Origin of the sequence: Streptomyces sp. F001 (assembly GCF_004187715.1) — a bacterium.
Classification (GTDB): Bacteria; Actinomycetota; Actinomycetes; order Streptomycetales; family Streptomycetaceae; genus Streptomyces; species Streptomyces flavusporus.
Genome location: NZ_QZWF01000002.1, coordinates 121,952 through 143,117 on the forward strand (window position 1 = coordinate 121,952; position 21,166 = coordinate 143,117).

At 70.3% G+C, this 21,166-nt stretch carries 20 protein-coding genes; 8 read left to right on the top strand and 12 right to left on the bottom strand.

The genetic code is table 11. From position 1 onward, the window contains the following. The first annotated feature begins 71 nt into the window (after positions 1–71). On the top strand, positions 72–1,055 hold the full coding sequence (locus StrepF001_RS08175) for a pirin family protein (protein WP_129797631.1): 984 nt from the start codon (positions 72–74) through the stop codon (positions 1,053–1,055). Between the two features lie 75 nt (positions 1,056–1,130). On the opposite strand, the gene StrepF001_RS08180 is transcribed toward StrepF001_RS08175, so the two are convergent. From StrepF001_RS08180 to StrepF001_RS08200, 5 genes are read right to left on the bottom strand one after another with little or no spacing between them, the layout of a single operon-like run. Further along, positions 1,131–2,927: a hypothetical protein gene (locus tag StrepF001_RS08180; protein ID WP_129797632.1), complete on the bottom strand. Its 1,797-nt coding sequence runs from the start codon at positions 2,925–2,927 to the stop codon at positions 1,131–1,133. Then, positions 2,924–3,520: a hypothetical protein gene (locus StrepF001_RS08185; protein WP_129797633.1), complete on the bottom strand. Its 597-nt coding sequence runs from the start codon at positions 3,518–3,520 to the stop codon at positions 2,924–2,926. Before StrepF001_RS08185 ends, StrepF001_RS08180 begins: the two co-directional genes overlap by 4 nt. Beyond that, on the bottom strand, positions 3,517–4,380 hold the full coding sequence (locus StrepF001_RS08190) for a carbohydrate ABC transporter permease (protein ID WP_129797634.1): 864 nt from the start codon (positions 4,378–4,380) through the stop codon (positions 3,517–3,519). Before StrepF001_RS08190 ends, StrepF001_RS08185 begins: the two co-directional genes overlap by 4 nt. Next, positions 4,377–5,324 (bottom strand): sugar ABC transporter permease, encoded by a 948-nt coding sequence (locus StrepF001_RS08195; protein WP_129797635.1) that lies wholly within the window; start codon positions 5,322–5,324, stop codon positions 4,377–4,379. Before StrepF001_RS08195 ends, StrepF001_RS08190 begins: the two co-directional genes overlap by 4 nt. Next, a complete protein-coding gene (locus tag StrepF001_RS08200) occupies positions 5,321–6,616 on the bottom strand; it encodes an ABC transporter substrate-binding protein (RefSeq protein WP_240797458.1) in 1,296 nt (431 codons plus the stop codon). The genes StrepF001_RS08195 and StrepF001_RS08200 overlap by 4 nt, the downstream gene beginning before the upstream one ends. Before the next feature lie 124 nt (positions 6,617–6,740). Here StrepF001_RS08200 and StrepF001_RS08205 point away from each other — a divergent pair, with 124 nt between their 5' ends. From StrepF001_RS08205 to StrepF001_RS08220, 5 genes are all read left to right on the top strand, one after another. Further along, positions 6,741–8,066, top strand: a complete 1,326-nt coding sequence (locus StrepF001_RS08205) for a Gfo/Idh/MocA family oxidoreductase (protein ID WP_129797637.1) — start codon at positions 6,741–6,743, stop codon at positions 8,064–8,066. Between the two features lie 119 nt (positions 8,067–8,185). Then, entirely contained in the window at positions 8,186–10,063 is a 1,878-nt protein-coding gene (locus StrepF001_RS08210; RefSeq protein WP_129797638.1) for a LamG-like jellyroll fold domain-containing protein, read from the top strand. Positions 10,064–10,102: 39 nt separating this feature from the next. Continuing rightward, positions 10,103–10,240, top strand: a complete 138-nt coding sequence (locus StrepF001_RS45465) for a hypothetical protein (protein WP_165396196.1) — start codon at positions 10,103–10,105, stop codon at positions 10,238–10,240. A 47-nt stretch (positions 10,241–10,287) separates the two neighbouring features. Beyond that, positions 10,288–11,085 carry a MerR family transcriptional regulator gene (locus StrepF001_RS08215; protein ID WP_129797639.1) on the top strand — a complete coding sequence of 266 codons (798 nt, stop codon included), beginning with the start codon at positions 10,288–10,290 and terminating at the stop codon, positions 11,083–11,085. After that, positions 11,082–11,984: a hypothetical protein gene (locus StrepF001_RS08220; RefSeq protein ID WP_240797334.1), complete on the top strand. Its 903-nt coding sequence runs from the start codon at positions 11,082–11,084 to the stop codon at positions 11,982–11,984. The genes StrepF001_RS08215 and StrepF001_RS08220 overlap by 4 nt, the downstream gene beginning before the upstream one ends. Before the next feature lie 271 nt (positions 11,985–12,255). On the opposite strand, the gene StrepF001_RS08225 is transcribed toward StrepF001_RS08220, so the two are convergent. Further along, complete coding sequence (locus tag StrepF001_RS08225) at positions 12,256–12,699, bottom strand: VOC family protein (RefSeq protein ID WP_129797640.1); 444 nt, start codon at positions 12,697–12,699, stop codon at positions 12,256–12,258. A gap of 286 nt (positions 12,700–12,985) precedes the next feature. Then, on the bottom strand, positions 12,986–13,624 hold the full coding sequence (locus tag StrepF001_RS08230) for a LysE family translocator (RefSeq protein ID WP_129798384.1): 639 nt from the start codon (positions 13,622–13,624) through the stop codon (positions 12,986–12,988). A 171-nt stretch (positions 13,625–13,795) separates the two neighbouring features. On the opposite strand from StrepF001_RS08230, the gene StrepF001_RS08235 reads away from it, so the two are divergent. After that, a complete protein-coding gene (locus tag StrepF001_RS08235) occupies positions 13,796–14,203 on the top strand; it encodes an SseB family protein (protein ID WP_129797641.1) in 408 nt (135 codons plus the stop codon). A 32-nt stretch (positions 14,204–14,235) separates the two neighbouring features. Here StrepF001_RS08235 and StrepF001_RS08240 read toward each other — a convergent pair whose 3' ends face one another. From StrepF001_RS08240 to StrepF001_RS08260, 5 genes are all read right to left on the bottom strand, one after another. Continuing rightward, positions 14,236–14,625 carry a MarR family transcriptional regulator gene (locus StrepF001_RS08240; RefSeq protein WP_129797642.1) on the bottom strand — a complete coding sequence of 130 codons (390 nt, stop codon included), beginning with the start codon at positions 14,623–14,625 and terminating at the stop codon, positions 14,236–14,238. A 61-nt stretch (positions 14,626–14,686) separates the two neighbouring features. After that, positions 14,687–15,718, bottom strand: a complete 1,032-nt coding sequence (locus StrepF001_RS08245) for a LacI family DNA-binding transcriptional regulator (protein WP_129797643.1) — start codon at positions 15,716–15,718, stop codon at positions 14,687–14,689. Beyond that, on the bottom strand, positions 15,715–16,620 hold the full coding sequence (locus tag StrepF001_RS08250) for a carbohydrate ABC transporter permease (RefSeq protein ID WP_129797644.1): 906 nt from the start codon (positions 16,618–16,620) through the stop codon (positions 15,715–15,717). Before StrepF001_RS08250 ends, StrepF001_RS08245 begins: the two co-directional genes overlap by 4 nt. After that, on the bottom strand, positions 16,617–17,555 hold the full coding sequence (locus StrepF001_RS08255; protein ID WP_129797645.1) for a sugar ABC transporter permease: 939 nt from the start codon (positions 17,553–17,555) through the stop codon (positions 16,617–16,619). The genes StrepF001_RS08250 and StrepF001_RS08255 overlap by 4 nt, the downstream gene beginning before the upstream one ends. Continuing rightward, complete coding sequence (locus StrepF001_RS08260; protein ID WP_129797646.1) at positions 17,552–18,877, bottom strand: extracellular solute-binding protein; 1,326 nt, start codon at positions 18,875–18,877, stop codon at positions 17,552–17,554. The genes StrepF001_RS08255 and StrepF001_RS08260 overlap by 4 nt, the downstream gene beginning before the upstream one ends. Before the next feature lie 230 nt (positions 18,878–19,107). On the opposite strand from StrepF001_RS08260, the gene StrepF001_RS08265 reads away from it, so the two are divergent. Beyond that, positions 19,108–21,129, top strand: coding sequence for a beta-galactosidase (locus tag StrepF001_RS08265; protein ID WP_129797647.1), 2,022 nt, complete (start codon positions 19,108–19,110; stop codon positions 21,127–21,129). The last annotated feature ends 37 nt before the right edge of the window (positions 21,130–21,166 follow it).

Here is a 21,166-nt window from a genome sequence, read left to right on the forward strand (position 1 = left end):
GGCTCCGTATACTCGGGACAAGTTGTTCCATTTTAAACAAACCCCTTGGGGTGGGCGAGAGGCGGCATCCGATGAGCAACATGGAAACGGACCCCGTGGAGATGCTGTGCGGAACGGACGCCGAAAGAGGGGCGGAGAAGCCGCGCGTCGAGGTGATCTCTCCGCGCGAGGTGCCGCTGGGCGGGCCGCGGGCGATGACCGTACGGCGCACACTGCCGCAGCGCGCCCGGACGCTGATCGGAGCGTGGTGCTTCGCCGATCACTACGGCCCCGACGACGTCTCTGCCACCGGTGGCATGGACGTCGCCCCGCATCCGCACACCGGACTGCAGACGGTCAGCTGGCTGTTCAGCGGGGAGATCGAGCACCGCGACACGCTCGGCAGCCATGCTTTCGTACGGCCAGGTGAACTCAACCTCATGACCGGAGGACACGGCATCGCCCACTCCGAGGTTTCGACGCCGCGGACCACGATCCTGCACGGCGTGCAACTGTGGGTGGCCCTGCCCGATGAACACCGGCATACCGAAAAGGACTTCCAGCACCACGTCCCCGAGCCCGTGCACATCGACGGAGCCGAGATCAGGGTCTTCCTCGGCTCGCTCGCGGGCTCCGTCTCCCTGGTGCGGACCTTCACGCCGCTGCTCGGCGCCGAAATCGCCCTCGAACCCCGCGCATCGGTCACGCTCGCCGTGGACCCCGGTTACGAGCACGGCCTCCTCGTCGACCACGGCGACGTCCGCATGGCCGACACCCTGCTGCGTCCGGCGGACATGGGCTACGCCCACCCCGGCATCGGCGCCCTGACGCTGACGAACGAGTCGGACGTCAGGGCCCGCACGGTCCTGCTCGGAGGGCCCCCCTTCGAGGAGGAGATCGTCATGTGGTGGAACTTCATCGGCCGCAGCCATGACGACATCGTCCGGGCCCGGGACGACTGGCAGAAAGCCTCCGAACGCTTCGGCACCGTCAAGGGGTACGACGGCGACCGCCTGCCCGCCCCCACCCTGCCGAACGCCACGATCACCCCGCGCAGGAACCCGCCCCGGCACTGACGCCACTGAATTCGCCCTGCAGTGGCCCGTCGGCTCAATTGCGCAGACGCCCGATGAGAAGTCGACGAGTGACGATCACCTCAGCGTGAGCCGGTACGCCAGCGGTGACCTGCCGGTGATCAGCACGCGGATGCCGTCCGGTGTGAGGGAGCCGTTCATCCACGAGTAGCGTTCGCCCGGCTCGACCACCGGCGGCTGCTTGCCGCCCTTGCCGTTGCCGGGGCCGAACTCGATCCGGTCGTCGCCGACGGTGTACGCGGCCTCGCCGCTGACGAGCTGGTAGGTGTCGGTCTGGCCCGCAACGGGTTCGAGCCCGTCACCGGTCAAGGTGCCGCCGCGGCGGAAGCACAGCTCCAGTGCGAGGGGTACCGCGGACCGGGAGACGTCGAAGTCCAGTTCCCAGCCGCCGCCGCGTACTTGACGCACCAGTACCTCGGTGCGCAGGGTCCGCCACTCCTTGGGGCGGTGCGGGAAGTCCATCGCGGACCAGAAGCGTCCGTCGTTGCTGAGCGGATAGTCGCCGTCGGGCCGGCGGTGCTGCGGCGGCAGGGGCTGGTGGAACGCGGCCCGTACCTCGGCGTGCAGCCGCCAGCCGCCGTCGACCGGCTCGAGCCCTTCGGCACGGAAGTGACCGAGGGAGAAGAACTGCGGCGACAGGCGCAGCGAGTCCAGGATCGCCGCGCCCTTGCGCATCTTGAAGAACGTGGGATTGGTGGACAGGCCCGAGGAAATGGCCCGCACCTCGGGAAAGTCGGTGCCGGCGAAGACGGTCGCGGTGCGGGTGCCCCGGCGTACGCGAACCAGGCGGCAGTCGGGGTCGTGGTGCACAAAGTTCTCGGGAAGCGGTGCCTGTGACGGCAGCGGGCGAGCCAGCTCCGGGCGGTCCAGGACCTCCGCGAGCCGGTCGCCCAGCGGTGTCTCCCCGAAGGTCTGGTCCGTGCCGCGCTCCTGCAGCAGGGCGGCCACGGCGGCGAAGCGGGCGTCGCCGTCATGGATCGCCAACTCCCGGTACTGGAGCCAGAATTCAGGCAGGTAGCGCAGGGCCGTCTGGTCCTGGCGCCGCGAATGCACCGACTCCACCTCGCCGTTGGGCTCGATGACGTAGAGGGTGGCCTTGAGATTGGCGCGTACGGGGGCGTACAGATCCGTACGGCCGTAGTGGCGGGCCAGGGTGAGCAGGGCGGGGTTGGTGACGACGGCCGAGTAGGTGGGGCTGCGTTCGCTGTACTCGCCGCCGGGCAGCAGGTCGATGCCCTCGGCCAGCCATGCGTCGATGCGGCGGGCGTACGCCGGGTCGGGCCGGCGGCGGTGGATCCGGGCCAGTGCGGCGCACACCAGCCAGCGGTGGTTGGCGGTGTGCACACCACCGGTCGCAAGACCCGGGCCCGCCTTGTCCAGCACCTGCTCGACGACGCTGCGCACGGCTTCGGTCGGCCGGTGCCCGTCGCGGTCCAGCAGGGCGTACGCCAGATTCAGGTCGACGACCGAGAAGGCGGTGTCCGGTGGCGAGTGCACGGCGCCCTGGTCGTACAGGCCGTCGTCGTGCTGCTCCTCGGCGAGAGTGCCGGCGAGTTCGCGGAGCGGGCCGAGCAGGTCGGGGGAGTGGTGGTACGCCGACTCCTTGTGCACATAGACCGAGGTGAACGTGCGCAGCGCGCGGGCCGCGGCCCGCGCCCGGCCCCGGTCGCGCAGGTCGGTGATGGTTTCGCCGTACGTCGTGAGCAGCCCGGTGACGCGCTGGTCGGCGGCCTCGGTCAGCAGGGCGAGGAAGCCGGCGTCCGTGTGCGGTTCGGCCGCGGCGGGCGCGCCGCTGATCCCGGTGGCCGCGGCGGCCGTGGCGGTCGTGGCGAGGAACGTTCTGCGGGCGATCACATGCTCTCCAGTCGTACGTCGACGGACGTCAGAGCCAGGGCCAGCGGCCCCGGTGCGAGAAAGGCCAGCGGCAGCAGCATCCAGCCGCACAGCGCGGCCGCCACGAGGGCGAGCAGGACCAGGCCGCTGCCGCCCGGATCCCGTACGGCGTCCCGGGCCGCCGTACGCACGGCCGCGGGCCAGTCGGTGAGTGACTCGGGGCGGGCGCACGCACGCAGTCCGACGACCGCCGCGCACGCGCCGATCGCGCCCGCCGCCACGGCGAACAGCCGTGCTCCGGGCAGCCCCGCGCCCGCGAGGGCCAGGTCCGCGGCCAGCAGCAGCACGCCCGCGAGGAGCACCGCACCGGCCGCCAGGTCACCTGTGCGCAGCCGCTGCCGCAGCAGGGTGAGATACCGCCCCGCCGTTGCGGGCCGGTCCTCGCGTACGCCGCGCAGGACGGCGCACACCGTGGAGAACGCAGCCGGCACGGTCACCAGCGGCAGACAGGCCACGGCCGTGGCGAGGCCGACGCTGAGCATGTCCGCGAAGAGGGTCGCGCGGGGGCCGAAGAGCTCGCCCGGCTCACGGGTCGTACGCGTACGGGCGCTCATCCCTTGACCCCCGAACTGGCCATGCCCTCCACGAGGAACCGCTGGAAGGCGAGGAAGAACAGCACGATCGGCAGCAGGGCGATCACCGACATCGCGAACATCGGACCGAACGACGACTGGCTGGAGGCGTCCACGAACGCCCGCAGGGCCAGCGTCAGCGTGAACTTCTCGGGCGAGAAGAGATAGATCAGCTGGGTGAAGAAGTCGTTCCACGTCCAGATGAACGTGAAGATCGCGGTGGTGATCAACGCGGGGCGGGTGAGCGGCAGGATGACCAGGAGGAAACTGCGGAACGGCCCGCAGCCGTCGATGCGCGCCGCCTCCTCCAGCTCACGTGGCAGCCCGCGCATGAACTGCACGATGAGGAAGACGAAGAACGCCTCGGTGGCGAGGAACTTGGGCAGGATCAGCGGCCAGTAGGTGTTCACCATGCCGAGTTGGTTGAAGATGATGTACTGCGGGATCAGCACCGCGTGGTGCGGCAACATGATCGTGGCGATCATGAAGGCGAACAGCGGGCCCCGGAAGCGGAACCGCAGTCGCGCGAAGGCGTACGCGGCCAGCGAGCACGACAGGACGTTGCCGACGACCGCGCCGCCCGCGATCAGCAGGGAGTTGGTGAGCAGCCGGCCCACGGAGACGTCGTTCACACCGTCCAGGGCGGTGGAGTAGTTCGACCACTCCAGGCGGCTGGGCAGCAGCTGAAGGCTGGCGATCACCTCGTCGGCGGGCTTGAGCGAGGTCGCCACCAGCCAGGCCAGCGGGTACAGCATCACCAGCAGCGCGGCCAGACAGCCGGCGTGCAGGGCGACCCGTCGCCAGGCAACGGGCTTGCGGACAGCGGGAGTTGCCGTAGTCATCGGGCTCCTCCATCGGTGTCGGAGGCGTAGAAGACCCAGGAGCGCGAGGTGCGGAACAGCAGGGCGGTCACCGCGCCGATGACGATCAGCAGCACCCAGGCCATGGCGGAGGCGTAGCCCATGTGGGAGGCGACGAAGCCACGGTCGTAGAGGTAGAGCGTGTAGAAGAGCGTCGAGTCGGCCGGCCCGCCCTTGCCCGCGCTGACCGCGAAGGCCGGGGTGAAGACCTGGAAGGCCTGGATCGTCTGGAGCACCAGGTTGAAGAAGATCACCGGGGACAGCATCGGCACGGTGATGGACAGGAACTGCCGCCACCGCCCGGCCCCGTCGACCTCCGCGGCCTCGTACAACTCTCCGGGGATCTGCTGGAGTCCGGCCAGGAAGATCACCATCGGCGCCCCGAACTGCCACACCGTCAGCAGGGCCACCGCGAGCAGCGCCCAGCCGGGCTTGTTCACCCAGCCGCCGGTACCGAAGAGGTTGTCGACCGTGCCGCCGTCGTTGAAGATCGCCCGCCACACCAGGGCGATGGACATCGAGGCGCCGAGCAGCGAGGGCGCGTAGAACGCCGAGCGGTAGAAGCCCTTGCCCCGCTTCATGCCCTTCAGGGCGAGCGCCACGACGAGTGCGAGCCCCAGTTGCAGGGGCACGGCGATGGCGACGTACGTCAGGGTCGCGACCACCGAGCGCCAGTAGCGCGGGTCCTCGGTGAACATCTGCGTGTAGTTGCGCAGCCCCACCCAGCTCGGCGGGTTGAACAGGTCGTAGTCGGTGAAGGAGAGGTAGAGCGAGACGGCCATCGGCAGCAACGTCAGGACGCAGGCACCGAGCACCCAGGGGGAGAGGAACACCCAGGCGGCGCCCTCGCGTCGGCGGCGCGGGGGTTTGTGTGCCGGGGCAACGCCCTTCGGGCGTACCGCGGTTGGTATCTGCGTGGTGGTCATGACCTCAGCTCCGCCTTCGCCTCGGTGATGTAGTTCTCGGCCGCTTCACGGGGTGACATCCGCTCGTACGAGACCTGGTCGTAGTCCCGCTGGAAGGTGGTCTGCAACGCGCTGTCACCCGACGGGGGCGCCTGGGGCGGATCGTTGAGCTCGCCTTCGAGGGTGGTCTGGAAGTCGTGGATGGTCCGGTCGAAGTCCGTGAGGGACCCGGCGGTCTCCTCGCGGAGGGTCTCGTTCACCGGGATGCTGCGGGTCGCGCCGAGGATCTTCGCGGCGCCGGGGTCGTTGAGCATGAAGTCGATCAGCAGCGCGCCCTCTTCGGGATGCCCGGAGTCGGCGGAGACGCCCATGAACATCGACGGCTTGAAGTACTGTCCGGGTGTGCCGTCCTCGCCGGACGGCATCGGTGCGAGCGTGACGCCCTCGCCGACGAGCGGGACGAAACCGCTGGCCGGCGCGTCCCAGTTGATGTCGGCGATGGCCTTGCCACGGCCGAGCGGGGTGTTCTCGACGGTGCCGTCGAGCTGGGTGGTCTGCTCGGCGGGCGAGACGGTGCCTTCGCGGCGGAGCTCATCGGTGAACGTCCACCAGCGGGTGAGGTCGTCGGCGGTGAAGCCGAGTTTGCCGTCCTCGGTGTACAGGGACTTGCCCTGGCCGCGCAGCCACACCTCGAAGGCGTCCTCGCTCTGGCCCGGGTCGGTGGCCGCCGGTCGGCCGGTCTTCTGCGCGAGGGTGCGCATGGTGTCGGCCCACTCGCTCCAGGTCCAGTCCCCGCTCGGCAGGGGAACGCCGGTGGCCCGCCACGTCTTTGCGTCGTACACGACGGCCTCGGTGCCACGCCCCTGCGGTACGGCGTACTGCTTGCCGTCGACGGCACCGGTGGCGAGCAGGCCGGCATCGATCTCGTCCGTCCGCAGCACGGACTTCTGCCGGCCGAGGTCGTAGAGGACACCGCCGGACGCGTACTGCTCGATCATGCGGTAGTCGAGCTGCATCACATCGGGGGCGTCGCCGCCGGCGGCCTGGGTGGCGAGCTTCTGCTTGTAGCTGTCGTATCCGGAGAACGAGGTCTGCACCTCGATGTCCGGGTGCTCCTTCTCGAAGAGCTCGATCGCCTGCTCCGTCCTGGCCGCCCTGTCCGGATTGCCCCACCAGGTGTAGCGGAGCACGACCTTGCCGGACGAGCCGCTCGTCTCGGCGGAACCGGAGCAGCCGGTCAGCGCCGCGCACAGCACGAGCACGGCTGCCGTGAGCCAGGACCTCGTCGTTCTGCTTCCTGGCACTACGGGCATTCCGGGCATGCGGAGTCACCCCTCTCCAGACACTAGAAAGCGCTTGCACCGTTCTGCGACCCTAGAGACGTCCGGATGTCACGACAAGACCCCTGCACCGCCTCATCGGAACGAAAGGCTCCGCATGACCTTCGACACCGCGCCCCGACGTCGTTGTGCCGTGGTGGGTCTGGGCGCCCGCGCCCGGCTCTACACGCAGGCACTGGCCGGCCCCTACGCGGACCGAGTGGATCTTGTGGGCTTCTGCGATGTCAACGCGCACCGCATGGACGTCCACAACGACTGGATCGCGTCCGTGCACCCGGACCGCGTGCCCGTACCCACGTACGGGGCCGAGGACTTCGACGAGATGCTGCGCCGTGAGCGGGTCGACCTCGTGGTGGTGTGCACCGTGGACCGGACCCACGACGACTACATCGTGCGCGCCCTCGAGGCGGGCTGCGACGTGGTCACCGAGAAACCGATGACGACGGACGCCGAGCGCGCCCGGCGCATCCTTGACGCACGGCGGCGGACCGGACGCTCGGTGCGGGTGGCGTTCAACTACCGCTACAACCCGGTGCACTCGGCCGTACGGGAGCTCCTCGCGGGCGGCGAGATCGGCGAGGTCGGCTCGGTGCACTTCGAATGGCTCCTCGACCTGCGGCACGGCGCGGACTACTTCCGCCGCTGGCACCGCGACAAGGCCGACTCCGGCGGACTCCTCGTCCACAAGTCGACTCACCACTTCGATCTGGTCAACTGGTGGCTGGACGCCACGCCGCACACCGTCTTCGCACAGGGCGGCCTCTTCTTCTACGGCGACGAGGCCGGCCGACGCCGGGGCCTGGCCCGCGACTACATCCGCGCACACGGCTCCCCGGCGGCCGACGACGACCCGTACGCCCTGCGCCTGGCCGACGAGCCGATCCTCAAGTCGCTCTACCTGGACGCAGAGTCGGAGGACGGCTACCACCGCGACCAGAACGTCTTCGCGCCGGGCGTGACCATCGAGGACGACATGGCGGTACTGGTGCGCTACGACTCCGGCGCGACGCTGACGTACCACCTGACGGCGTACGCGCCCTGGGAGGGCTACCGCATCGCCTTCAACGGCAGCGAGGGACGACTGGAACTCCTCGTCGAGGAGACGACCTGGTCACGCCCCGGCACCCGGACCGCTCTGCACGGCGCCGAGACCGACGAGGACGCGGGCCGCACCGAACTGCTGCTGCGCCGCTTCTGGGAACGCCCGCGCGAGATCAAGGTCGCCACGGGCGAGGGCGGCCACGGCGGCGGCGACGTCCGCATGCTCGACGACCTCTTCGGCGACGCCGGCGCCGACCCCCTCGGCCGTGCGGCCGACGCCACGGCCGGCGCCCGGTCCCTCGTGACGGGCCTGGCCGCGAACGAGTCCCTCGCGTCGGGGCGGGCGGTGCGGGCCGCGGACGTGCTGAGCGTCGGGTTGTAGTGAGAGGGACGCACCGGCGGCGTCCATGCAGCCGGTGTTCAGCTCCACGCCACCGGGTGGCCAGGGCGGGTGAGCAGCGTACGGGCTGACCCGACCCAGCTTTCTCCCGTGGAGCATCGATGAGCGCAGACAGACAGCAAACTCCCCTGCACAGACGCGCGTTGCTGCGCGCCGCGGTCGCCGTCCCGGCAGCCGGCGCGGCGGTCGCGGGGCTGGATGTCACGACGGCCGCGGCCGCCGAGGACCGCGCAGGCGGCGGCCGGTTCGACACCGAGAGCCCGCGCTTCGCACTGGCCGTCCTGCCGGACACGCAGTACCTCTTCGACGCCGACAGCGCCGACCCCACCCCGCTGCGGGAGACCTTCCGCTACCTCGTGGCCGAGCGGTCCGCGTCCAACATCGCCTTCATGACGCACCTCGGCGACGTCACCGAACACGGCACCGAGGACGAGATCGAACTCGCCGCCGACACCTTCCGCACCCTCCACGGCAAGGTGCCCTACAGCGTGCTGGCCGGCAACCACGACATCCGGTCATCGACGGACGACCAGCGCGGCGACTCCGCCTACCTCGCCGCCTTCGGACCACGCCGCTACGCCGCCATGCCGACCTTCCGGGGTGCCTCGCCCGACGGCTACAACAGCTTCCACGTCCTGAGGGCGGGGGGCCAGGAGTGGATCGTCCTCGCCCTGGACTGGCGGGTCTCGGACAAGGGACTGCAGTGGGCTCAGGGCGTCCTCGACGCCCATCCCGCACTGCCCGCGGTCCTCACCACACACGACATCGCCTGGTCGGACGACGACGGCAAGGCCCAGCTGTCGGGCCACGGCACCCGCCTGTGGAACGGTCTCATCCGCGGCAACGACCAGATCTTCCTCGCGCTCGGCGGCCACTACTGGCCCCCGGGGCGCACGGTCCTGACCAACGACGCCGACAACGATGTCCACGTCCACATCACCAACTACCAGGACCGCTACTACGGCGGCGCCGGGATGATCCGCACCTACGGCTTCGACCTCGTCCGCGGCGTCATCGACGTCGAGACCTTTTCGCCGTGGTTCCTCGCCCGGGACCCGCAGCAGCGGTCGCCGCTGGCGGCCGAGACCATCGAACTCACCGGCCCCGTCGACCGGTTCAGCCTCGACATCGACTTCGACGAGCGGTTCAAGGGCTTCGCTCCCGTCGTGCGGCCCGAGCCGCGCCCGGCCTCCGCGGTGATGCCCCGCGGCACGGTCGCCTACTGGCGGTTCGACGCGTCCGGAACCCCCGCGGCCGGCACCTCCGGAGCCCCCGTCGCCGACGGCGTGGTCGTACGTGACCTCACCGGCAACGGCAACGACCTGACGGTGAGCCGACTGCACTCCAGCGGGCCCGAGGCGCTGACCTGGTCCCGGGACCACCACCCCGGACAGCCCGCGCACGCCAGCCTCCGCTTCGACGGCGGCAAGAGCCCCGACCGCGGCGCCGTCCTGCGGACCGCCGCGCAGGCGCCGTTGAACAGCGAGAAGTTCACCCGCGGCTACACCATCGAGACCTTCGTCCGGCTGCCGGAGCCGTTCGAGGGCGACCACAGCTGGATGGGCATCCTCAGCTGGGAGGGCCGCAACGGCGACGCGGGCAAGACCACCGGCTGGTCGCCGCTGGAACCCACCTGCAGTCTCAACCTGTCGCCGGAGAGGTTCCTGCAGTTCGTCGTCTACCCGCACCTGCAGGACGCCGACCCGACGTCGTGGTCCCACGCCGTCCCCGTCGGCCGCTGGATGCACATCGCCGTCGTCAACGACGGCCGCCGCACGGTGATGTACGTGGACGGCTCGAAGATCGCACGCAACCCCACGCAGCCGTCGGCCGGCATCGCCACCCTCGGCAAGCCCTTCGTCCTCGGCGCCACACAGTTCGACGCGCGCTTCGGGCAGGGCTTCTACGGCTGGATCGGCGACACACGGATCGTCGACCGGGCGCTGCCCGTGCGGGAGTTCCTCGCCCTCACCGAGTGACCGACGAGCGCGCAGGACATCACGACCGGGACGGCCCGGGTGGTCGAGGCGAAGCCGGGTCTGCCTCTGCCCCCGGGCCGTTCCTCCCCCGAGGCGCACGACATCGGCCTGCACGGTGTGCTGTACGGGCTGCGCGCGGACACACGGTCGGCGTTCGGCAGAGGCCGCCAGCCGTGAACCGTGCCGCTTGACCTTGTCGCGGCGACAACGTTTCTACTGGGGCCATGCGAATCGGAGAGCTCGCCGGCATCGCCGGCATCACCACCCGCGCCGTGCGGCACTACCACCGCATCGGGTTGCTGCCCGAGCCGCCGCGGCAGCCCAACGGGTACCGCGAGTACTCACTGCGCGACGCCGTCGAGCTGGCCCGCATCCGCCGTCTGACCGAGCTCGGCCTGAGCCTGGACGAGGTGAAGGACGTGCTGGTGGACGACGCGGGCAAGGATCTCGTCGAGATCCTCACCGAGCTGGACGCCGACCTGGCCCGCCAGGAGGAGTCCATCCGGCAGCGCCGCGCCCGCCTGCGCCAGCTGCTCGAGCAGGCCGAGCAGACCGGGCGGCTGCCCGCCGAGGCCCCCATCTCGCCCGAACTCGCAGCCCTCTTCACCGACATGGCCCGCGCCTCGGCGCGGTTGCCCGGGCCGGAGCCGGCGATGGCGGCCAGGGAGCGGGAGCTGCTCGCCCTTCTGGAGACCGGCTCACCAGGCGGCGACGGCGGTTGGCTCGACGCCATGGTGCGCAGCCTCAGCGCCGGGCCGGAGGCCATGCGGCGCGCTTACGAGGTCTACGCACAGCTGGACGAGCTGGCCGAGGCAGCCGAGGACGACCCGCGGGTGGAGCGGACCGCCCGGGCCATCGTCGACAGCATCCCGGACGAGGCGGCGCAGTCGATGGCCATCCCGGACGACGGCGCCGTGGGTGAGGACGGCGGCTTCGCGGACGCCTTCTTCGCGGACTTCGCCCCCGCCCAGGCCGCGGCCGTGCGCCGCGCCATCGAGCTGCTGCGGGAGCGTGCCAGGTGAAGGCGCTGAGAAAGGCGGTGCGCTGGTCCTTCGCCACGCTCGTCCCCGGGGAACTCGTGCTCGTCCTGTGCGTGGTCGGCGGGGTGCGCACAGCCCCAGCCGTCCGGCTGGTGGTGGAGCTGACGGTACTCGCGCTGATGGCCGCGGCGACCGCCCTGCTCTCCCTCGACTACCGCCGGCACCGTCGGGACGGTCTGGAGCGCGGCCCTGCCTTCCGCGCCGCGATCGCCGACACCGTTCCGGCGCCCGTGCGCAAGCTGACCACCCACGAGGTCTTCCTCTCCACCAGCTTCCTGCGCTGGGTGACCCGCCGCGGACCGCACGGCGTACGCGAGGGGGACCTGCCCATCCCGTACGCCTCGGGTCAGACGGCGGTCATGTACGGCTTCTTCTTCGTCTGCATCGTCGAGACCGTGGCCCTCGCCTTCCTGATCCCCTGGCCCGTGGTGCACGCCGTCACTCTCGTCCTCGACATCTGGGGCTGCTACTTCGTCATCGCCCTGCACGCCTCCTGCGTGGTTCGCCCGCATGTGATCGGGGCCGACGGCTCGCTGCGCCTGCGCTACGGCGCCCTGCTGGACATCCGCATCCCGGCCGACCGCATAGCCTCCGTCCGCCTGGACCGGAAGTTCCCGAACGGCAAGCTGGCCGTCGTGGATGAGAACGGCGTCGCCGACATGGCGGTGGACGGCCAGACGACGGTCACCGTCGAGCTCACCGAGCCGGTGCGGTACGTACGCGCCCTGGGCAAGCCCGCCGAGGCTCGCACCTTCCGTTTCTACGCCGACGACCCCGCGTCCGCCGTGGCCGCGCTCAGGGCGGGCGGTCCGTCCGCCGGCACGGACCGGACCAGCCACACCTCCGACTCCGACTCGGTCAGCCGCACCCGCAGCCGCTGACCGAGCGCCGGCCCGGGGCGATTCCGCCTGTTCACCGGCCCTATGCGACCGGTACGTCGGCACCCGCAAGAAGTCTGACTCCTCGCCGGCCGGATTCGCCGAGCTCGTCGTCCGGGCCGACACCCGCTTCACCTGGCCACGCCGGAGACCGAGCTGGACGCGGAGTGGTTCATGGCACTGACCGAGGAACTCGGCGTCGTGGTCCTCGGCCCGCTCGGCATGACCCCCGCCGATCTGGACCGCCTCGGCCAGTAGCCGCGGAGCAGCAGCCTCAGCGGCCGGGAAGGCGTTCGGTGATCTCCTGCAGGATCCAGCCGTTGCCGTCGGGGTCGCTGAAGGAGGCGAAGGAGGCGTAGCTGCGGCGTTCGGGGTCGGGCCCGGGGACCCGGTTGTCGGTACCGGCGCGGTGGAACACGCCTCCGGCGTCGTGGAAGACCTCGCCGACCTCCGCTCCCCGCTCGACGAGTTCCGCCCGGGCCGCCTCGACGTCCGACACGACCAGGTGCAGCCCCTGCGCCGAGCCGGGCGCGGCGTCGCTGACTCCGGTGCCGAAGATCACCGAGCAGGGAGAGCCGGGCGGGGTCATCTGCACCACGCGGAAGTCGTCCCCGGCGGGGAAATCGGCGTCCTCCCGCCATCCCAGCGCCTTGTAGAAGGCCTTGGCCCGGTCCACGTCGGCGACCGGAATCACCACGACCTCAAGCTTTGTATCCATGACACGGCACTCCTTCTTCTCACCGAGGAGCGGGGAACCGGCGCTGCAGCAGGAGGCAGGCGCCGCGGCGGCCACCGTCGCGAGCGAACGCGCGCTCGGCGAGCGCCGCCAGGGCCGAAGCGCGACAAACAACCGGCGATCAGCCTGTAGGTGACCACACAAGCCATGATGAACCCATGTCCGGCTGCCGCAGATACACCGGACAGCGCCGCCTCCGCCTCCGCCGAGCCGCAGGTCGGAACCCCGAGGGCGGTCAGTCGCGGGCGACCGCCACCGCCCCGGCGGTTCAGTCCTTGCGGCCCGTCACGGCGACCGTGACACCCAGGCCGATCATGGTGAGGCCGCCGACGCCGCCGACCAGGGAGAGCCGTCGCGGGGAGCGGGCGAACCAGTTCCGGGCGGTGGCCGCGGTCAGCCCCCACAGACTGTCGAAGACCACCGCGATGATGTTGAAGACCAGACCGAGCAGCAGCATCTGCACCACGACGTGCCCCTGAGCGCGGTCCACGAACTGGGGCAGCACGGCGGCGAAGAACACGATGGTCTTGGGGTTGGCCACCCCGACCGCGAACCCCTCCCACAGCGTGCGCAGACCACCCCGGTGACCCTCGTCGGCGGTGAACGCGGCCTGCAGCGCACCACGCTGCCGCCACGCCCTGACCCCGAGGTGGGCCAGATACGCGGCGCCCGCCAGCTTCAGCACGGTGAACACCAGGACGGAACGCTCGACCACCGCCCCCACCCCCAGCGCCACGGCGACGACCAGCACATACGCGCCCAGCGTGTTCCCCACGACGGTGGTCAGCGCGGCGCGCCGGCCCTGCGCGAGCGCCCGGCCGATCACGAACAGCACACTCGGCCCGGGGATCACGATCAGCACGAAGGACATGGCCGCGAAGGCCAGCAGGCGGTCGGTGGGCAGCATGACGCTCATACAACCAGCGGGCGGGCCCGGCCTCACCTCCTTTTCCGGCGCCGGAGCACCGCCCGGCGGGCGGAGGGTTGGGTTCCGTCGGGTCGGGTACGCGTGGGATGCCGCGCCGGGGCGACTTCGTGCCGGGCGGGCCGTACGACCACCGCTACCAGGGGATCTGTCATGGAGACACCCGCGAACGACAACAACGCCACCCCGGCCCAGCGGGCACTCGACGTGCTCGCCGAGAACACCGAGGACACGGCGGCGCTGGACACGCTCGCGAGCAGTGAGGTGCTCGTCCCCGTGCCCGACGACGCCCTCGAGGAGGAGGCCGCCGATCCCACCGCCGTGGCGCTGCCCGTGCTGGAGGAACCGGACGGGCGCCCGGTGGTGCCTGTCTTCACCTCGGAGCTGGAGATGGCCGAGCTGCTCCCGTTCGTCTCCCGCTACCGCCTCGTACCGCTCGGCGCGCTCGCCTCGCAGTGGCCCTCCGACGACCTGTCTCTCACCATCGACGGCAGTTCGTCGCACGGCCTGACGCTCACCTCGGACGGCGTGCGCACCCTGCTGGCCCGGCCACAGAGGTGACCGCGGGCGTTCACCCCGGGTGAACGCCCATGTCAGCCCTGCAGCGTGCGGGCCAGGGCCGCCCGTTGCAGGGGCAGGACCTCGGCGTGCAGCTCGCGGCCCTTGCGGGTCAGGGTCACCCAGACGCCGCGCCGGTCCTCCGCGCAGACGGAGCGCTCGACCAGGCCGTCCTTCTCCAGCCGGCCGATGAGGCGGGACAGGGCGCTCTGGCTCAGATGCACCCGCCCCACGAGGTTCTGCACCCGGCACTGGTCGCCCTCCTCCGGCGACTCGGTGGCGAGGATGTCCAGCACTTCGAAGTCACTCGCCCCCAGGCCGTGCGGATGCAGCACGCGGTCGATCTCGCACATCGTCCGCGCATGCGCCGACAGGATGTCCCGCCACCGTTGCTCCAGGCCGGACTGGGCCGTGTTCGCTGCCATATCCGCACGGTAACACCGAATCGGCCATTCGTTGAGTGTGCAACTAGTGTGCGTGCAACGGCTACGTGGACTCCCGCTTCACCAGCTCCGTGGGCAGGATCACGGCAGCCGGATCCTCGCCCCCGATCTGCGCGAGCAGGACCCGCACCATCTCGGCGCTGATCCGGTCCCACGGCTGTCGAATGGTCGTCAGCTCCGGGCTCGCCGTGACGGCGGCGGGGGAGTCGTCGAAGCCGCCGACCGCCACGTCCTGCGGCACCCGGCGCCCCGCCCGCTGGAGTGCCGTCAGCACGCCCTGTGCCATCAGGTCGGACGCGACGAACACCGCGTCCATGTCCGGGGCCTGCGCGAGCAAGCGCTCGGCGCCCGCCTCACCGCTGGCCCGGCTGTAGTCGCCGGACACGATGAGCCGCTCGTCGATCTCGACGCCGGCCTCGGTCAGCACCTCCTTGTACCCGGCGAGCCGCTCGACACCGCCCGGCGTGTCCAGCGGACCGGTGACCACGCCGATCCGCCGTCGGCCGAGGGACAGCAGATGCCGGACCATGTCCCGCGCGCCGTCCCGGTCGTCGGCGGCGACGTAACTCACCTTCGAGCCCAGCCCGATCGGCTTGCCGCAGGCGACCAGCGGCACCCCCGCCTCGCGCAGCTCCTGGGCCACCGGATCCCCGGAGTGGCTGGAGACGAGGAGCACCCCGTCGACGTGCCCCGCGGTGATGTACCGCGTGATGCGCCGCCGTTCGTCCTCAGTGCCGGCCAGCATCAGCAGCAGCGGGATGTCGTGCTGGGCGAGGGCCTGGGTGCAGCCGCGCAGCAGGACGTTGAAGTTCGGGTCCTCGAAGAACCGCTCCTGCGGCTCCGTCAGCAGGAAGCCGATCGAGTCCGAACGCCCGGTGATCAGCGAGCGGGCGTGCCGGTTCACGACGTAACCGGTCCTGCGGATGGCGGCGTTGACCGCCTCCTGCGCGGCCGGGCTGACGTAATGGCCGCCGTTGAGCACGCGCGAGACCGTGCCGCGCGAGACACCCGCCTCGCGCGCCACGTCGTGAATCGTCGGCGGTCTGCGCCGGCCCCCCGTGTTGCTCATGGTCATGACTTTACGGCCCCGGAGAGCAGATCCAGGCTCCAGAAGCGCTGGACGACCAGGAACAGCGCGACCAGCGGGAACACCGCGAGGAACGCCCCCGTGATCACCAGTGTGTACAGCGCCGGGGTGTTGGCACCCTGCTCCAGGAGCGTGTGCAGGCCCAGGGTGATCGGGAACTTCTCGTCGTCGCTGAGCATGATGTACGGCAGCAGGAAGTTGTTCCAGATGGCCACGAACTGGAACAGGAACACCGTGACCAGCCCCGGGATCATCATCGGCAGCGCGATCCGGGTGAAGATCCGCCACTCGCTCGCCCCGTCCATCCGCCCGGCCTCCACCACGTCGGAGGGGACCGCGGCGGCGGCGTAGATCCGCGCGAGGTAGACGCCGTAGGGGGAGAGGATCTGCGGCAGCAGCACGGACAGGTACGAGTCCGTGAGGTCCACCTTCGCCAGCAGCAGGTACTGCGGGATGGCGAGGATCACCGGAGGCATCAGCACGCCCGCGAGCAGCACGTTGAAGATCGCCTCGCGGCCGCGGAAGCGGTAGGTCGCCAGCGCGTAGCCGCTGAACGACGACACCACCGTCGACAGCAGGGCGCCGAGAACGGCGTAGAGGGCCGAGTTGCCCATCCACTGCCAGTACACGCCGTCGCGGTAGGCGCTGAGGTCCGACAGGTTCTCGGCGAAGCCGGTGCCCGGCAGGAAGGTGAACGTGGAGAACAGCTCGCTGCCGGACTTGGTGGACGCGATCACCACCCAGGCGACCGGCAGCAGACAGTAGAGCGCGCCGAGGAGCAGCGTGATCGTCGGGACCAGCGCGATCCGGCGGCGCAGCGGCGGACCCTGGGCGGTGCCCGGGGTCGTGCCGGCCGCCGGGGCGGCCTTGCGGACGGCAAGAGAACTCATCGTGCGACTCCTTGACTGACGTCCCGCTTGTTCCGACGGTTCGCGGCCCGCAGGAAGCCGAAGGACAACAGCAGGGTGGCGAGCGCGATGATCGTGGCCTGCGCTGCCGCGGCGTGGATGTCGCCCTTGCCAAAGGCGTCCTGGTACACCTTCATCAGCGGACTCCAGGTCGTGGACACGGAGTTGGTGAGCGGCTTGAGGGTGGTCGGCTCGCTGAACACCTGGAGCGTCGCGATGATCGAGAAGAAGAAGGTCAGCACCAGCGAGGGCGCCACCATCGGAATCTTGATCTTCAGTGCGATCTGCAGCGGCGTGGCGCCGTCCAGCTTCGCCGCCTCGTAGACCTCGGCCGGAATGGACTGCAGCGAGGTGTAGATGACGATCATGTTGAAGCCGGTGCCGCCCCACACCGCGATGTTCGACAGAGCGAGGAACAGCGGACCGCCGTCCAGCAGGTCCGGCTGCGGCAGGCCCAGCTTGTCGAGCACGAAGTAGAAGGGACTGACGTCCGGCAGGTACAGGAATCCCCACAGCAGCGCCGCCACGACGCCGGGAATGGCGTACGGCAGGAAGATCGCGAGCCGGGAGAAGGGTGCGAGCCTGACCTTCTCGGAGTCGAGCATCAGGGCGAACAGCAGGGCGAGGCCGAGCATCACCGGGACGACGATGCAGCCGTAGCCGAGGACGCGCAGCGCACCATCCAGCAGTTCGCTGTCGGTGAAGGCGTCGGTGTAGTTCTCCAGCCCGGCCCAGACCTCTTTGCGGGCACCGGCGCCCAGGCCGAGGCCCGAGACCTGCACCTTGCGGAAGCTGAGCCAGATCGCGTACCCGATGGGCAGCGCGAAGAACAGGACGAAGAGGATCGATGCGGGAATCAGGAAGCCGTACGGGGCCCCCTTGACCCCGTACGACTTCCGGCGTGCCGTGCTGGTCACTCGGCGACCTCGAAGCCCTGCTTCTTCATGTCGGCGACCGTGTCGTCCTGCATCGTCTTCAGGGCGGCGGTGAAGTCCGACTTGTTCTTGGCGGCGGCGCCGAAGGCGTCCTTGAAGGACGTGTAGGCGACGTTGACGTTCGGGCCCCACGCGGACGGCGCGGTGGTGTTCGCGATCTCCGCGGCCTGGGTGTAGAAGTCCGCCTGGTTCGAGAAGTAGTCCGGCGGCGTGGTGAAGGCGCCGCTGAGCTGCGCGGAGGTGGAGGCCGGGTAGATGCCGCTCTCCTTGGCCAGTGCGTTCAGGGCCTCGCCGTCGGTGTTCAGCCAGGCGGCGAACTTCGCGGCGGCCTCCTTGTTCCCGGAGTCCGTGGTGACCGCGGTGGAGGAGCCGCCCCAGCTGCCGGTGACGTTCTCGCTGCCGGACCACTGGGGGAGCGGAGCCATGGCCCACTTGCCCTTGGTGTCGGGCGCGGCGGTGCTCAGCGTGCCCGGCGCCCACACGGCGCTGACCCAGGCGATCTGCTTGCCGGTGTTGAGCGCCTTGTTCCAGGCCGGGGTGTACATCGGCTGGTTGTCGATGGCGCCCTCCTCGACGAGGTCACCCCAGAACTTGGCGACCTTCTGCGTCGCCGCGTCGTCGATGCCGACCTTCCACTTGTCGCCCTCGGTGGTCCACCACTTGGCGCCGGCCTGCTGCGCGAGGCCCGCGAAGAGGCCGGAGTCGTTGGCGGAGAAGGTGGTGAGGTCGGTGTCCGGGGAGGCCTTCTTCAGCTTCCGCGCGGTCTCGGCGAACTCGTCCCAGGTCATCGGGACCGTCAGGTCGTACTTCTTGAAGAGGTCCTCGCGGTAGTAGAACATCATCGGTCCGATGTCCTGCGGCACCGCGTAGACCGCGTCCGTGCCCAGCGTCGTCTGCTGCCAGACGCCCTCGGCGAACTTGCCCTTCGCGTCCCCCACCTCGCCCGATATGTCGGCGAGTGCGTCATTGCTGACCAGCGTCGGCAGCGCCTGGTACTCGGCCTGGACCAGGTCGGGCGCCTTGCCGGCCTTGTGCGCGGTGAGGATCTTGGTGACCAGCGTGTCGCCGGACGCCTGCTTCTTCACCGTGACCGTGATCTGCTCCTTCTTGCCCGGCCCCTTGTTCCACAGGTCGACGACCTTGTCCATGCCGGGCGTCCAGGTCCAGTACGTCAGCGAGACCGGGCCCGACTGGGCGTCGCCGTCGTCCTCGGAACCGCAGGCGGCGAGTGCGGTGGCGCCGAGCGTGACGGCGACAGTGGTTGCTGCGATTTCAAAGAGCCGCCGGCGCTTCGTGTTCGGCATGGAACTCTCCCCTGACCAGGGTCCCCGCCCGCTGCGGAGACCTGCCCTGCAGATGCCTGCTGACCTGGGTCCTCGCCCGTCGCGAGGCCCTGTCATGCTTCTGTGAGCGTTCACAGTAGAGAAACATCCCAGACACTTGTCAATGGTTGTTGCTGTGCGGTTATGTTGGGCTCGCACCGCCCCAGCTGTGTGTGCACGTTCCCAAATGATCGATTAAACGGGAGAGATCCATGCCGGAGACCACCCCCAGGGGCCTCACCAGGCTCGCCTTCGGTGGGGACTACAACCCCGAGCAGTGGCCGGAAACCGTCTGGCAGGAGGACGTCCGGCTGATGCGGGAGGCCGGCGTCTCCATGGTGAGTGTCGGGATCTTCTCCTGGGCGCTCCTGGAGCCCGAACCCGGGATGTACGACTTCGGCTGGCTCGACCGCCTGCTCGACCTGCTGCACGAGAACGGCATCCGCGTCGACCTCGGCACGCCCACCGTGGTGCCGCCGGTGTGGTTCTACCGGGCCCACCCCGAGGCGCTGCCGGTGACGGCCGACGGCACCCGCTACGAGTTCGGCTCGCGCGGCGCCATCTGTCACAGCAACGCCGACTACCGCGCGGCCGCCGCGAACATCACCACCCGGCTCGCCGACCGCTACGGCAACCACCCCGCCCTCGCGATGTGGCACGTGCACAACGAGTACGGCGTCCCCGTCTCCGCCTGCTACTGCGACTCCTGCGCCGCGCACTTCCGCCGCTGGCTGGAGGCCACGTACGAGACGGTCGGCGCGGTCAACGAGGCCTGGGGCACGGCCTTCTGGGGCCAGCGGTACACCGACTTCGAGCAGATCAACCCGCCGCGCCTCACCCCCACCGTCGGCAACCCCGGGCAGGCACTGGACTACAAGCGGTTCGCCGACGTCACCATCCGCGAGAACTTCCGCATGGAGCGGGACATCCTGCACCGCCTCTCACCGGGCGTGCCGGTCACGACCAACTTCATGACCGCGCTCAGCCAGTGCGACTCCCTCGACTACTGGGCCTGGGGCCGCGAGGTCGACCTCGTCACCAACGACCACTACCTGATCACCGACGGCCGCCGCACCCACGTCAACCTCGCGATGGCCGCAGACCTCACCCGCTCCGTCGCCGGCGGCGCCCCCTGGCTGCTCCTCGAGCACTCCACCTCGGGCGTCAACTGGCAGGCCCGCAACCCCGCCAAGGCGCCCGGCCAGATGGCCCGCAACTCCCTCGCGCATGTGGCGCGCGGCTCCGAGGGCGCCATGTTCTTCCAGTGGCGGCAGTCCCGGCGCGGCGCGGAGAAGTTCCACTCGGCGATGCTGCCGCACGGCGGCACCGACACGCGCGTGTGGCGCGAGGTCGTCGAACTCGGCGCGTCCCTCGACACGTTGGGCCCGATCCGCGGCACCCGCACCCAGGCCGACGTGGCCGTCCTGTGGGACTGGCACTCCTGGTGGGCGCAGAACCTCGACTGGCGCCCCAGCGAGGACCACGACGCCCGCGAACGCGCCGACACCTTCTACGAGGTGCTCTACGACCGCCACCTCACGGTCGACTTCGCCCATCCGGAAGCCGACTTGTCGGCGTATCCCCTTGTCGTCGTGCCCGCGCTGTATCTGATGACGGAGGCGGCCGGGCTCAACCTCAAGGAGTACGTCGAGCACGGCGGCACCCTCGTCGTGTCGTACTTCTCCGGCATCGTCGACGAGCACGACGCCGTCCACGAGGGCGCCTATCCGGGCCCGTTGCGGGAGATCCTCGGCCTGACGGTGGAGGAGTTCTCGCCGCTCCTGAAGGGCGAGAAGGTCCGGATCGCCGGCCCGGACGGCGCCGAGCTCGGCGCCGACGTGTGGACGGAGTTCGTGGTGCCGCGCGGCGCCGAGACGGTGTGGACCTACGTCGACGGCCTCACCGCCGACCGCCCCGCCGTCACCCGGCACCGCCTCGGCGAGGGCACCGCCTGGTACGTCTCCACCCGCCTCGGCACCGACGGCCTCGACGCGGTGCTGGGCCGGGCCGCCGAGGACGCGCGCATCGCCCCGCGCACCGACCTGCCCCACGATGTCGAAGTCGTGCGCCGCACCGGCGAGTCGGGCACCTTCCTGTTCGCCGTCAACCACACCGCCGCCGACGCCAAGGTGCCGCTGGACACGTCCGGAACCGAGCTGCTGACCGGCGAACGCGCCGCCGGCCGCCTGGCGGTTCCGGCGGGAGCCGTACGGGTCGTACGACTCGACGGCTGAGCCGACTCCCCTCCGCCCGTGTGTGCCACGAGAGCCG